Source organism: Duganella sp. AC917 (assembly GCF_979258245.1).
Map to the genome: position 1 here is coordinate 1245038 of NZ_OZ409848.1, position 12339 is coordinate 1257376.

Consider the following 12339-nt stretch of genomic DNA (forward strand, 5'->3'; position numbering starts at 1 on the left):
GGCGCTTTCGGGCGCCCTTTGCAATTTGTGGTGCAGATTTGCCGCAAGTGGTCTATAATTGCCGGCTGTTGTAAATGTAGTGGACTCGCATCTGCTGCAAAAACAAGTGAAAGCAGGCATCTAAGTGTGACGTCGTGTCACCACCTGCAATCCTGTTTGATATGGAGCTACCCTGAGGGTAGATTGCTATGCCAAAAATGAAAACCAAAAGCTCCGCGAAGAAACGTTTTCGCGTGCGTCCAGGTGGTACTGTTAAGAGTGGTCACGCGTTCAAACGCCACATTCTGACCAAGAAAACCACCAAGTCGAAGCGCCAATTGCGCGGTATCACGAATGTCGATGCGGCTGACGTGAAATCCGTCCTGCGCATGATGCCATCCGCTTAATCTCACACTCAATTTAAGGAGTTACTATGCCTAGAGTAAAACGTGGGGTTACAGCTCGTGCCCGTCATAAAAAAGTCTTAAACCTGGCCAAAGGTTACCGTGGTCGTCGCAGCAAGGTTTACCGTGTTGCCAAGCAAGCAGTTATGCGCGCTGGCCAATACGCTTACCGCGACCGTCGTAACAAGAAGCGCGTCTTCCGCCGCCTGTGGATCGCTCGTATCAACGCCGCTTCCCGTGAGCATGGCGTGACGTACAGCGTGTTCATGAACGGTCTGAAAAAAGCTTCGATCGAACTGGACCGTAAGGTTCTGGCCGATATGGCAGTGATGGACAAGCCGGCCTTCGCCGCGATTGTCAACGCTGTGAAAGCAAAAATCGCTGCGTAAGCATTGATTGTTGATCGCTTGCCCCTTACCGGGCAGGTGGTGGGAACGGGGCAAAGGTCTAGACCTGTGCCCCGTTTTTGATTGAGGATAAGAAAAACGCATGGACTCCCTGGAACAACTCGTCGCCTCAGCAGTGCAGGATTTCACGGTCGCGCAAGATGACGCCGCCGCGCTGGAAAATGCCAAAGCCAAATATCTGGGCAAGACCGGCCAGATCACCGAATTGATGAAGGGTCTGGGCAAGCTCGACCCCGAGGCACGCAAGGCGCAGGGCGCCCTGATCAACGCGGCCAAGGGCCAGATCGAAGCGGCCTTGACGGCCCGGCGCGACGCGCTGGCCGACGCCCAGATGCAGACCCGTTTGAACGCCGAGGCCATCGATGTCTCGCTGCCTGGCCGCGGACGCGCCGGCGGCGGTTTGCATCCGGTCATGCGCACCTGGGAGCGTGTGGAGGAAATCTTTCGCTCGATCGGTTTCGACGTGGCCGACGGCCCCGAGATCGAAAACGACTGGACCAACTTTACCGCCTTGAACAGCCCGGAGAACCATCCGGCCCGTTCGATGCAGGATACTTTCTATATCGAAGGCAACGACAGCGAAGGCAAGCCGCTGCTGCTGCGCACGCACACCAGTCCGATGCAGGTGCGCTATGCCCGCAGCCACACGCCGCCGATCAAGGTGATCGCGCCGGGCCGCACCTACCGCGTCGACAGTGACGCCACGCACTCGCCGATGTTCCACCAGGTCGAGGGCCTGTGGATCGCCGAGAACATCAGCTTCGCCGACCTCAAGGGCGTGTACCTGAACTTCGTCAAGGCCTTCTTCGAGACCGACGACTTGCAGGTGCGTTTCCGTCCGTCGTATTTCCCGTTCACCGAACCGTCCGCCGAGATCGATATCGCCTTCGGCTCCGGACCGCTGAAGGGCCGCTGGCTGGAGATTTCCGGCTCGGGCCAGGTCCATCCTTCGGTGGTGCGCAACTTCGGCCTGGATCCGGAAAAGTACATCGGCTTCGCGTTCGGCTCCGGCCTTGAGCGCCTGACGATGCTGCGTTACGGCGTCAGCGACCTGCGCCTGTTCTACGAAGGCGACCTGCGCTTCCTGAAGCAGTTCAACTAACGGTTCAGTACACACACGCGGTCGAGCGCGGCCTTTAAGGCATTGCGCTCCCGCTGGACACTCTTTGAAGGCTTGATTATGCAATTCTCCGAAAACTGGCTCCGTACCATGGTCGATCCGAAGATGACTTCGGACGAACTGGCCCATCTGCTGACGATGTCCGGCCTGGAAGTGGAAGAAGTCGAACCGGTCGCGCCGCCGTTCTCCAACGTCGTCGTCGGTCTGGTGCGCGACATGGCCAAGCATCCGAACGCGGACCGCCTCAACGTTTGCCAGGTCGATGTCGGCACTGGCACCTTGCTCAACATCGTCTGCGGCGCGCCGAACGTGCGCCCGGGCTTGAAGGTCGTGTGCGCCATGGCCGGCGCCGTGCTGCCGCCGGGCGCGGACGGCAAGCCGTTTGAAATCAAGGTTGGCCAGCTGCGCGGCGTTGAGTCGCAGGGCATGTTGTGCTCTGCCAAGGAACTGAAACTGTCGGAAGAGGGCAGCGGCCTGCTGGAACTGCCGGACGACGCGCCTATCGGCAAGAACTTCCGCGACTACTACGCGCTCAACGACCTCAAGTTCACCATCAAGCTGACGCCGAACAAGGCGGACTGCCTGTCGGTGCTGGGCGTGGCGCGCGAAGTGTCGGCGCTGACCGGCGTGGCGCTGCACGCGCCGCAGTTCCGCAACGCAGCCGTCAACAGCGACGAAGTGCTGCCGGTGAAAATCTCGGCGCCGGACCTGTGCGGCCGTTTTTCCGGCCGCGTGATCCGCAACCTGAACGCCAAGGCCGCCACGCCGGACTGGATGAAGCAGCGCCTCGAGCGCAGCGGCCAGCGCTCGGTGTCGGCGCTGGTGGATATCTCCAACTACGTGATGCTGGAGCTGGGCCGTCCAAGCCACGTGTTCGACCTAGCCAAGATCCACGGCGGCCTCGACGTCCGTTGGGGCAAGGCCGGCGAAACCTTGAAGCTGTTGAACGGTAACACCGTCAGCGTCGACGAATGGGTGGGCGTGATCGCCGACGATCAGGAAATCGAATCGCTGGCCGGCATCATGGGCGGCGACGCCACCGCCGTGTCGCTCGAGACCGAGTCGATCTATCTGGAAGGGGCGTTCTGGTGGCCGAACGCCATCCAGGGCCGCGCCCGTAAATACAATTTCTCGACCGACGCGGCGCACCGCTTCGAGCGTGGCGTCGACTACGCCACCACGGTCGAGCACATCGAGCGCATCACCGCGCTGCTGATCGAAATCTGCGGCACGGCGGCGACCAAGGTCGGTCCGGTCGATGACCAGATCGTCAACATTCCGCAACGCGAACCGGTGAAGATGCGCACCGCGCGCGCGCAAAAAGTGATCGGCGTGGCGCTGGACGACCAGACCGTGGCCGACATCTTCAGCCGCCTGGCGCTGCCGTTCACGCTGGACAACGGCGTGTTTTCGGTGACCGCGCCGAGCTATCGTTTCGACATCGAAATCGAGGAAGACCTGATCGAGGAAGTGGCGCGCGTCTACGGCTTCGAGAACATTCCGACGGTGGCCCCGGTGGCCGCCAACACGATGATCATCGCGCCGGAAAACACGCGCTCGCTGTTTGCCGTGCGCCATCAGCTGGCCGACCTGGGTTTCCAGGAAGTGGTCAACATGAGCTTTGTGGAAGCGGCGTGGGAGCAGGATTTCGGCGGCAACGCCAATCCGATCAAGCTGCAAAATCCGATCGCCAGCCAGATGAGCGTGATGCGCTCGACCCTGGTCGGCAGCCTGGTCGCCAACGTGCGTTACAACCTGAACCGCAAGACCAACCGCGTGCGCGTGTTTGAAGTCGGCGCGATCTACCAGCGCGACGACAGCGTGCCGGACGGTCCGCTGACGGTGGCCGGCTACAGGCAGCCGAAACGCGTCGCCGCGATCGCCTACGGTACCGTGGCGGACGAGCAATGGGGCCAGGACAGCCGCGCGGTCGATTTCTTCGACCTGAAGGCCGACCTGGAGCACCTGTTCGCGCCGTTGCCGCTGCGCTTCGTCAAGGCTGAGCACCCGGCGCTGCACCCGGGCCGCTCGGCGCACGTGCTGCTCGACGGTAAGGTGATCGGCTTCATCGGCGAGCTGCATCCGCGCTGGTTGCAGAAGTACGAACTGCCGCAAGCGCCGGTCGTGTTCGAGGTGGATGCGGTTGCATTGCAGCAACGGTCCGTGCCAGAATATGCAGAGATCTCCAAGTTCCCCGGCGCCACGCGCGATCTGGCCGTGGTAGTCAAGCAAGACGTTCCAGCCCAGGATTTGTTGGACGCGTTTCATGCTGCCGTGCAAGCGAGTCCGCAGGGAAAGATCGTGCAAGCCATTGTTTTGTTTGATGAATATCGTGGAAAAGGTTTGGAGCAAGACGAGAAATCGCTTGCTTTCCGCTTTAGCTTGCAAGATACTCAAAACACGCTGCAGGACGATGTTGTCGAAGCCATCATGGCTGCGGCAGGCGACGCGGCCAAGCAAAAACACGGCGCCCGCTTGCGCACCTGATGCGTCCATAGGGCCATCGCCACGCGGTCGCATTTTCTTTTTTTGATCATTCTGGAGTCCGGCACAAGGCCGGACTCAGTCGTTCTTTGATAAGGCAGGGCAGGAAAATTAATAACAACGACGTTGATTCCGCCGTACTCCAATCCGCATTGGCTGCCGATTTGCATCGGGCCATGCAGGTCGCCAAGGTACGCCAGGATGCGGAAAAAGATTTGCCCACGCTGACCAAGGCGGAACTGGCCGAACTGCTGTTCGAACAGGTCGGTCTGAACAAGCGCGAGGCCAAGGACATGGTGGAAACCTTCTTCGACGAGATTCGCAATGCGCTCGAGCGTGGCGAAGCCGTCAAGCTGTCCGGATTCGGCAACTTCCAGTTGCGCGACAAGCCGCAGCGTCCGGGCCGCAATCCCAAGACCGGCGAGGAAATCCCGATCACGGCGCGCCGCGTCGTGACCTTCCATGCCAGTCAAAAACTCAAGGGTATGGTCGAAGAGACCAACCCGATGGCACGCGCCGCCTGAGTGGGAGCTGAGAAGTGATGAACGATCGTCTCGCCAAGTCCGACCTGGTCGTCCTGCCGCCGATACCGGCCAAGCGCTACTTCACCATCGGTGAGGTCAGCGAGCTGTGCGGCGTCAAGCCGCATGTGTTGCGTTACTGGGAGCAGGAATTTACCCAGCTCAAACCGGTCAAACGGCGCGGCAACCGCCGCTATTACCAGCACCACGAGGTGCTGCTGATACGGCGCATTCGCGAGCTGTTGTACGAGCAAGGCTTCACCATCAGCGGTGCGCGCAATAAACTGGACAGCCGTGCTGTCGATGGCGCGGCTGCGGAGTATGATGTCGAAACGGCTCTCAACGGCGACGTGGCGAAGGATTTGCCCGCTCCCTTGGACCGCGAAATGATACGCAGCGAACTGCTTTCCATCCTCAGTCTGCTCCAGCGAGACTAGTGCGCGCACTGCTGCACAGGGCGTGGCAAGAAGCTAATTCCTGATATACTTTCAATATTATTCAATTATCAGCGACGCTGATATACACGGTGGCGTGAAGTCAGGCGTACCCCAGCGGGTGCGGGCCGGACAAGACGAGGGGAAACAATGATACGCGTTGCCATTTGTGACGACCATCAAATAGTAAGAGCAGGATTTAAACAGATTTTTTCGGCGTCGGACGATTTCGACGTGGTCGCGGAAGCCGGTACGGGGCGTGAAGCGCTCGATATCGCTCGCCGTGAGATTTGCGACGTATTGCTGCTCGATATCGCCATGCCCGATCAAAGTGGCATCGATACCTTGCGTACGATACGGCAGGGACAGCCCGATTTGCCGGTGCTGATATTGTCCGGTTATCCGGCTCAGCAGTACGCACTCAACCTGTTTAAAATGGGGGCCAATGGCTACCTGAACAAGGAGTGCGAGGCCGATGAGCTGATCACCGCCGTGCGCACCGTGTACCAGGGACGCCGGTATGTTAGCTCGACCGTCGGTGAATTGCTGGCGCAAAGCTTCGACCGCGATCCAAATACGGCGCTGCACACCGAGCTGTCCGATCGCGAGTTCCAGGTCTTCCTGCGGCTGGCACGGGGCGCCACGGTGTCCGATATCGGCGTGGCCTTGTCGTTGAGTATCAAGACCGTCAGCACCTACCGCACCCGCATCATGGAAAAGATGGGGATGCAGTCGAACAGCGATTTAACATATTACGCAATGAAAAATAACTTGCTTGACTGAAATTTTGTGAGATGGTCCCGTCCTGGGACCACTTGCTCAATGGATACAGTTGCGCACTTTTGAGGTGCGCCGCTGCTGCATCTATTTCCCTAACGGACTATAATTAGTCAGCTTGGCGTGTTGCCGGACTGAATTTAACCCCCCCCGCGAAGGAAGTGGATGTATTTCACCGCCGAAACAGCGCCGCATCATCGGCTGCCGTTGTACAAGACTGTCTTGTGCGTGACCTGCGCCTTGCTGCTGATCGTCAACGGCTTCAGCCTGTTTTACAATTTGCAGGCCCTGCGCGGTGCGCAAGTGCTGCTCGGACAGAGCGCGCGCGTCGCCGACCGTCTGCAATACCTCAATGTGCTGGTGCTGGATGCCGAAAGCAGCATGCGCGGCTATTTCCTGTCCGGCAGCGACGCTTATCTGGGCCCGACCCGGACCGCATTGGTCGACAGCGAACACGAATTCAAGGAACTGCAAAAGCTGCTGGCCGATAATCCGACTCAGCTCAAAAACCTGACCCAATTGCAAACCTTGGTGCGCCGCCGGCTGACCACGGTGAGCCAGGCCATCGACGTCTACCGCGAGGGCGGGCTGGAGGAAATCGTCAAAATCGCGAAGCTTAGCGATGGACGCGGCAGCATGGATGAGATCCGCCTGCAGGTGGTCATCATGGAGCAGGAACAAAATGAGACCATGGCCACGCGCAGCGCCATGTTCTATCAGGAATATCAAAAGGCGGTGTTGCTCGGCATGAGCATCAACGCTGTCGCCATCGTGGTGCTGATCATGTTCTATCAGCTGGTGCGGCGCAGTTTCGCCAACCGCGCCCAGGTCGAGCACGCGCTGCAAGCGGCCAACGAAACCCTGGAAACGCAGGTCGAGCAGCGTACCGAGCAGCTATCCGTGTTGTCGCGCCACCTGATCAGTATCAGCGAGGAGGAAAAAGTCAGGCTGTCACGCGAATTGCACGACGAAATGGGCGCCTTCCTGACCTCGATCAGCATGGACATAGCGGCGGTCACACACCAGTTGAAAAAAGACCAGCCGGAGATGGCGGCCCAGCTCACGCGCGCGCGCGGCACCTTGATGGAGGCGGTGGAGATGAAGCGCCGCATCGTTGAGAATCTGCGGCCTAGCCTGCTGGACAACCTGGGCCTGTGCGCCGCCATCGAAAGTTATTGTGACGAGTTCAGCCGCATGGCCGGCGTGCGCTGCGATTGCGACGTCGCCGCCGACATCGAGGCGCTCGGCCGCGACTCCGGCGACCTGTCGATCGCTCTGTTCCGCATCGTGCAGGAATCGCTGACCAATATCCGTAAGTACGCCAAGGCCAGCCGGGTGACGGTGACGCTGAACCGCAATCAGGAAGCGCTGATGTTGCGCATTATCGATGACGGCATCGGCATCGAAGCCAACAACATCGTCAAGCCAATGTCGCATGGTCTGCTGGGCATGCGCGAGCGTGCCTTGCTGCTGGGCGGGACAATGACGATACGTCGGGGACGTGACGATAAAGGGACCTGCATCGAAGTGGCGATTCCGCTGCGTAAGAGCGATAGCGGCAGTGGGGTGGCGCCGGAAGCGGTGCCGGCGCCGGGACAAGAGCGGCGCGCGCGGCCGCAGACGGCGCAGGCGGTGATGGCGGCGACCATGCAAACGGCAGCGCCGTTACCGCCGCTGCCGACCGCCATTACCGACGTTCTTAACAGCGTCCTACATCAACCAGCAGACGGTCGTACTCAGTCTTCGCAACCTTATAGCACTCACCCGCATAATCCTCCAAGCCTGAGCGATCAAGCACGGTGATGTTGCCGCGACGGTAGGTGATCAAACCTTCTTCCTGCAGTTTGCCGGCGGCGGCCGTGATGCTTTCACGCCGCACGCCCAGCATGATCGAAATCATTTCCTGCGTTACTTTCAATTCGTTCGATGGCGAGCGGTCCAGGCGGTCCAGCAGCCAGCGGCACAGCTTTTGTTCAATCGAGCTGTGGCGGCCGCCAACGGCGTTTTGCGCCATCTGCGCGAACAGCGCGGTGTTATAGCGCATCAGCAGCGCGGGCAGGGCGCCGCCCTGGTTGAAGGCGTCGCGCAGATGCTGGGCCTTCATGCGATAGCCGTAACCGGCAGCCTGCACCACGGCGCTGCACATGGCGCGCTCACCGTCGAACAGCGACACGCCAACCACGCCTTCATGGCCGACCACGGCGATCTCGGTGGTGGCGCCGTCTTCCATCACATACAGCAGCGACACGATGGCGGTGGTCGGGAAATGGACGTAATCCATGGCGCCGCCGAATTCAAACAATTCTTTGCCAAAGGGCAGGGTCACCAGTTCCAGGTGCTCGAACAAGGACTCCAGCACCTCGCGGGGAAGCGCGGCCAGCAGTTCGTTTTGCTGGGTGCCGCTGTAGCTGACAACAGGCCGCGACGCAACCTTAAACTGGCTGGAATCGACCGCCATGGTGCTCGATGCGGTGGATTTTTTGGTTGCGTTGACTTGGGTGTTGTTCATGTTTTCCTCACTAATCTCTGGCGATACACATCACGTCCGGGGCATATGTGACGTGTTGATAGCACTTTAGGGGGAATGTTAGTTTGCGAACATAAGAGGAGTAGACGCACAAATGTAGGCTTGCAACATGGTTGGCTGTAGGTCTGGTCCTACGCGGCAACTATATTTCCCTTTGGCGCAGGTGCATAATGCACAAATCCCAGTCGGAGGGCGCACAACATGCATGTACTTGTAGTGGAAGACGACGCAGTCCTCGCCGACGGCCTGAGCCGCGTGTTGGGCGGCCACGGCATGGTGGTCGAGGTGCTTGGCGACGGCGCCCAGGCCGACGCGCTGCTGCAGCGTGCCGCGCAGGCGGAGGTGATCGTGCTCGACATCGGCCTGCCTGGCATCGACGGCTTCGAAGTGGTGCGCCGGCTGCGCGCGCGCGGCAGTCAGGTGCCGGTGCTGTTGCTCACGGCGCGCGACGCCATCGAGGACCGCGTGCGCGGACTGGAGCTGGGCGCCGACGACTACCTGGTCAAGCCGTTTGCGACCGCCGAGCTGGTCGCGCGGCTGAAGGCGCTGGCGCGGCGCAACGCGCCCAGGCCGACGTTGCTGACTCTGGGCGATCTGGTGCTGGACCTGTCGGCCAAGCGGGCGCGGGTGCGCGACAAGACCGTCGAACTGTCGGTGCGTGAATGGGCGGTGCTTGAATACCTGCTGCAGCACGGCGCGCGCGTGGTGTCCAAGCAGCAAATCATCGAAGCCATTCTGCCGTGGGGCGACGACCTGACCTTGAACGCGGTGGAGGTGTACATCTCGCGGCTGCGGCTGAAGATCGCCGACGCCGGCGTCGCGATCCGCACCATCCGTGGCTTTGGCTACATGCTCGAGGTGGCGCCGGCCCGGAGGACGGATGACTAGCATCCGGCTGCGGCTGCTCAAAACGCTGATCGTACCCATCCTGCTGATCAATCTGGCGGGCGGGGCGTTGGCCTACATGCTCGCCTGGCTGCCGACGCGGATCGCCTTCGTCGAAAGCCAGTCCGACGCGCCGCCGCAGTCGCCGCCGGGCGAACGGAACGCGGTCGCCCAAAGCCCCGACAGGCAGGTGCAGATGCGGCAAGCGGTGGTGCGTGGGCTGGTGTTGCTGGAAGTACTGATCGCGCTGGCCTGCGTCGGTTTGATCTGGTTCTCGGTGAGCAACGCACTGCGGCCGCTGAACCGCCTGCGCGCCGACCTGAATGCGCGCGACGGCGACGACCTCGCGCCGATCGCGGTCGCCGATGTCCCGTACGAACTGGAGCCGGTGGTATCGGCCCTCAATGGCCTGCTCGACAAGATGGGCGACGGCGCCAGGGCGCGGCAGGACTTTCTCGCCAACGTTGCGCACCAGCTGCGCACGCCGCTCGCGGGGCTCAAGACGCAGCTCGAATGGATGGGTGCGCGCCACGCCGAGCCGGACACGGCGCACTCGGTCAAGCTGATGCTGTCGGCCACCGAGCGCATGATACGGCAAACCAACCAGCTGCTGGCGCTGGCCCGCGCCGAACCGAACCACTTCGAAAAAACGCGCTTGGAAGCGGTGGCGCTGAACGTGCTGGTCGAGGACGCGATTCAATCCTTTGTCGACCAGGCCAGCGCGAAAGGAATAGACATCGGTTTCGATTTGCGCCCGGTGGACATCAGCGGCGACCGTTTCCTGCTGCGCGACCTCATCGACAACCTGATCGACAACGCGATCCGCTACACGCCGCCGGGCGGCGCGGTGACGGTGTCCTGCGGGGTGGAAGACGGTGGCGGCGTGCTGAGTGTCGAGGACAGCGGTCCCGGCATTCCGGCGGCCAAGCGCGAGCAAATATTCAGCCGCTACGTCCGGCTCGACGACAAGACCCACGGCAGCGGCCTGGGATTGGCGATTGTGCGCGACATTGCCGTCGTCCACGGCGCCTCATTGCACATCGGCGAGGCCCACAGCGGCCAGGGCGCCCTGTTCACGATCCGTTTCAACCTCCCGGCCACAGCCCCTGGAGATACCCAGGAGACAAGCAGGGCGGATTAGCGCAGCGTAATCCGCCAGCTCCGCCAACAGCGCATGCATTGCGGATCAGAACTTGCCAGCCTCCCGAGCCCTATTGCGCCCCAACTGTTGTTTGTCAGGTGTTTGTCAGCATTTCCTCAGGGTAATGCAAGCTAGCGCGCGTAGACTGGTTCTAGGAAATAACATTGCCGGGAGCCAGTCATGAAGCGACGCTTACAAAACGGATTTACGCTGATCGAGGTCATGGTGACCGTGGCCATTGTCGGCATCCTGCTGGCCGTGGCCGTTCCGGCGTATAGCGATTACGTCGTGCGCGGTCGCTTGAGCGAGGTCTTCACGGCGCTCGGCGGCGCTCAGCCGGCCGCCGAGCAGTATTGGTCTAACAACCGCACCTACGTCGGCTTCAACGCGTCCAACACCTTTCCGGCTAATACCCCTTACTTCACCTATGCCCTGAGCGGCGCGTCGGCCTCGGCCTATACGCTGACCGCGACCGGCACCGGCAAAATGACCGGCTTCGTCTACACCATCGACCAGAACGGCGCACATGCCACCACCGGCAGCCCGAACGGCTGGGGCGTCAACAGCGCCTGCTGGGTCGACCATAAGGGTGGCGCATGCACCAATTGACGCGGTCGTTCCGGCGCGGCCGGCGTCGCCAGCGTGGCGTCACCTTGATCGAACTGCTGGTGACGATCACCATTTTCGGCATCATGCTGGCGATTGGCATCCCCAATGTCAGCCACTGGCTGCTGGCCAACCGCGCGCGCGGCGCCAGCGAGTTCTATGCCGATGGCTTCAGCCTTGCGCGCCGCCAAGCCGTCGTCCACAACGCCTTCAGCCGCATTTCGCTGACGCCCAACGTCAACACCGGCCAGATGGATTGGCAGGTCGATATCTGTTTCGTCAGCCCGGCCGCCCAGTGCAGCGACGCCCAAGGCGCCTGGTCGACCACCGATGCGCCATCGGCGAACGACCCGGAAGGAGAGGCCGGCTGGAAGTCGGTGTTCCGCGCCGCCGACGCGCTGCCGCCGGCCGAGATCCTGCTGCCGACTACGCAACCGGCCGGCACCAGCCAGGTGTATTACACGCCGCTCGGCTGGGTCGATCCGTTGTTTGCCGGCCGCCTCGGCAGCCTTCGCCTTGACCCGTCGACGGCGTTTGCCGGCGACGTGCCGCCGGTGGCGCTGGTGGTGACCTTGGCCGGCATGGCGACCAAGTGCAATCCGGCTTTACCGGAAACCGATAGCAGAGGCTGTCCACCATGAAGACCATGCCTACCCGCCGCCAGGGCGGCATCGCGCTGCTGGAGGCGATGCTGGCCATCGTGATCCTGGGCATCGGGCTGCTGGGCACGGTCGGCCTGCAGGCGCGCGCCTACTCGGCGCTGTCGGACGCCGGCATGCGCGCCGAAGCCACTATCGCCGGCGAGAAGCTGCTGGGTGTGATGACTGCCGATACCGCCAATCTGGCCGCCTACAACCTTGCCGAGGGTGGCACGCCGGGCGCGGCCATCGCGCCTTGGCTTGCCGAGACGCGCGTGCTGATTCCGGGCGCCATCGTTTCGGTCACCGTGACCCGCCAGGTGGTCCAGACCCGGGTCGATATCGCGATCCGCTGGCAGCGCAAGGCCAACACCGAGCAAAACCGGCATTTGCTCACGTCCTATATCGCCAACTGA

At 61.6% G+C, this 12339-nt stretch carries 14 protein-coding genes; 13 read left to right on the top strand and 1 reads right to left on the bottom strand.

Annotation, left to right across the window (positions count from 1 at the left end; translation table 11 throughout):
- The first annotated feature begins 188 nt into the window (after positions 1-188).
- The 8 genes from rpmI (at position 189) to ACZ0BA_RS05635 (ending at position 7929) form a co-directional block, all read left to right on the top strand.
- The gene (gene rpmI / locus ACZ0BA_RS05600; protein WP_026636906.1) at positions 189-386 is read left to right on the top strand and encodes a 50S ribosomal protein L35; all 198 of its coding nucleotides are present in this window, start codon (positions 189-191) and stop codon (positions 384-386) included.
- A gap of 26 nt (positions 387-412) precedes the next feature.
- On the top strand, positions 413-772 hold the full coding sequence (rplT, locus tag ACZ0BA_RS05605; RefSeq protein ID WP_090313948.1) for a 50S ribosomal protein L20: 360 nt from the start codon (positions 413-415) through the stop codon (positions 770-772).
- Positions 773-872: 100 nt separating this feature from the next.
- Positions 873-1892: a phenylalanine--tRNA ligase subunit alpha gene (pheS, locus tag ACZ0BA_RS05610; RefSeq protein WP_463450341.1), complete on the top strand. Its 1020-nt coding sequence runs from the start codon at positions 873-875 to the stop codon at positions 1890-1892.
- A gap of 78 nt (positions 1893-1970) precedes the next feature.
- Entirely contained in the window at positions 1971-4397 is a 2427-nt protein-coding gene (gene pheT / locus ACZ0BA_RS05615) for a phenylalanine--tRNA ligase subunit beta (RefSeq protein WP_463450342.1), read from the top strand.
- A 173-nt stretch (positions 4398-4570) separates the two neighbouring features.
- Positions 4571-4918 carry an integration host factor subunit alpha gene (locus tag ACZ0BA_RS05620; RefSeq protein ID WP_008449399.1) on the top strand — a complete coding sequence of 116 codons (348 nt, stop codon included), beginning with the start codon at positions 4571-4573 and terminating at the stop codon, positions 4916-4918.
- 17 nt (positions 4919-4935) lie between these two features.
- Positions 4936-5352, top strand: a complete 417-nt coding sequence (locus ACZ0BA_RS05625) for a MerR family transcriptional regulator (protein ID WP_463450343.1) — start codon at positions 4936-4938, stop codon at positions 5350-5352.
- A gap of 147 nt (positions 5353-5499) precedes the next feature.
- Positions 5500-6132, top strand: coding sequence for a response regulator (locus ACZ0BA_RS05630; protein WP_090313944.1), 633 nt, complete (start codon positions 5500-5502; stop codon positions 6130-6132).
- A gap of 159 nt (positions 6133-6291) precedes the next feature.
- Positions 6292-7929, top strand: coding sequence for a CHASE3 domain-containing protein (locus ACZ0BA_RS05635; protein WP_463450344.1), 1638 nt, complete (start codon positions 6292-6294; stop codon positions 7927-7929).
- Here the strand turns inward: ACZ0BA_RS05635 and ACZ0BA_RS05640 are convergent.
- Positions 7826-8635, bottom strand: coding sequence for a Crp/Fnr family transcriptional regulator (locus ACZ0BA_RS05640; RefSeq protein WP_463450345.1), 810 nt, complete (start codon positions 8633-8635; stop codon positions 7826-7828). The genes ACZ0BA_RS05635 and ACZ0BA_RS05640 overlap by 104 nt on opposite strands.
- A gap of 219 nt (positions 8636-8854) precedes the next feature.
- Here ACZ0BA_RS05640 and ACZ0BA_RS05645 point away from each other — a divergent pair, with 219 nt between their 5' ends.
- The 5 genes from ACZ0BA_RS05645 (at position 8855) to ACZ0BA_RS05665 (ending at position 12339) form a co-directional block, all read left to right on the top strand.
- A complete protein-coding gene (locus tag ACZ0BA_RS05645; protein ID WP_463450346.1) occupies positions 8855-9541 on the top strand; it encodes a response regulator transcription factor in 687 nt (228 codons plus the stop codon).
- Positions 9534-10679 (top strand): sensor histidine kinase, encoded by a 1146-nt coding sequence (locus ACZ0BA_RS05650; RefSeq protein WP_463450347.1) that lies wholly within the window; start codon positions 9534-9536, stop codon positions 10677-10679. The genes ACZ0BA_RS05645 and ACZ0BA_RS05650 overlap by 8 nt, the downstream gene beginning before the upstream one ends.
- A gap of 180 nt (positions 10680-10859) precedes the next feature.
- Complete coding sequence (locus tag ACZ0BA_RS05655; protein WP_463450348.1) at positions 10860-11288, top strand: type IV pilin protein; 429 nt, start codon at positions 10860-10862, stop codon at positions 11286-11288.
- Entirely contained in the window at positions 11276-11926 is a 651-nt protein-coding gene (locus ACZ0BA_RS05660; protein WP_463450349.1) for a pilus assembly FimT family protein, read from the top strand. Before ACZ0BA_RS05655 ends, ACZ0BA_RS05660 begins: the two co-directional genes overlap by 13 nt.
- Positions 11923-12339 (top strand): type IV pilus modification PilV family protein, encoded by a 417-nt coding sequence (locus tag ACZ0BA_RS05665; protein ID WP_463450350.1) that lies wholly within the window; start codon positions 11923-11925, stop codon positions 12337-12339. The genes ACZ0BA_RS05660 and ACZ0BA_RS05665 overlap by 4 nt, the downstream gene beginning before the upstream one ends.

Bases quoted from the DNA above. Each gene is read 5' to 3' on its own strand.
- ACZ0BA_RS05645 (WP_463450346.1), top strand. From the start codon at position 8,855: ATGCATGTACTTGTAGTGGAAGACGACGCAGTCCTCGCCGACGGCCTG.
- ACZ0BA_RS05665 (WP_463450350.1), top strand. From the start codon at position 11,923: ATGAAGACCATGCCTACCCGCCGCCAGGGCGGCATCGCGCTGCTGGAG.
- ACZ0BA_RS05640 (WP_463450345.1), bottom strand. From the start codon at position 8,635: ATGAACAACACCCAAGTCAACGCAACCAAAAAATCCACCGCATCGAGC.
- rpmI (WP_026636906.1), top strand. From the start codon at position 189: ATGCCAAAAATGAAAACCAAAAGCTCCGCGAAGAAACGTTTTCGCGTG.
- ACZ0BA_RS05660 (WP_463450349.1), top strand. From the start codon at position 11,276: ATGCACCAATTGACGCGGTCGTTCCGGCGCGGCCGGCGTCGCCAGCGT.
- ACZ0BA_RS05635 (WP_463450344.1), top strand. From the start codon at position 6,292: ATGTATTTCACCGCCGAAACAGCGCCGCATCATCGGCTGCCGTTGTAC.
- ACZ0BA_RS05650 (WP_463450347.1), top strand. From the start codon at position 9,534: ATGACTAGCATCCGGCTGCGGCTGCTCAAAACGCTGATCGTACCCATC.
- ACZ0BA_RS05655 (WP_463450348.1), top strand. From the start codon at position 10,860: ATGAAGCGACGCTTACAAAACGGATTTACGCTGATCGAGGTCATGGTG.
- ACZ0BA_RS05630 (WP_090313944.1), top strand. From the start codon at position 5,500: ATGATACGCGTTGCCATTTGTGACGACCATCAAATAGTAAGAGCAGGA.
- ACZ0BA_RS05625 (WP_463450343.1), top strand. From the start codon at position 4,936: ATGAACGATCGTCTCGCCAAGTCCGACCTGGTCGTCCTGCCGCCGATA.
- pheS (WP_463450341.1), top strand. From the start codon at position 873: ATGGACTCCCTGGAACAACTCGTCGCCTCAGCAGTGCAGGATTTCACG.
- ACZ0BA_RS05620 (WP_008449399.1), top strand. From the start codon at position 4,571: ATGCAGGTCGCCAAGGTACGCCAGGATGCGGAAAAAGATTTGCCCACG.
- rplT (WP_090313948.1), top strand. From the start codon at position 413: ATGCCTAGAGTAAAACGTGGGGTTACAGCTCGTGCCCGTCATAAAAAA.
- pheT (WP_463450342.1), top strand. From the start codon at position 1,971: ATGCAATTCTCCGAAAACTGGCTCCGTACCATGGTCGATCCGAAGATG.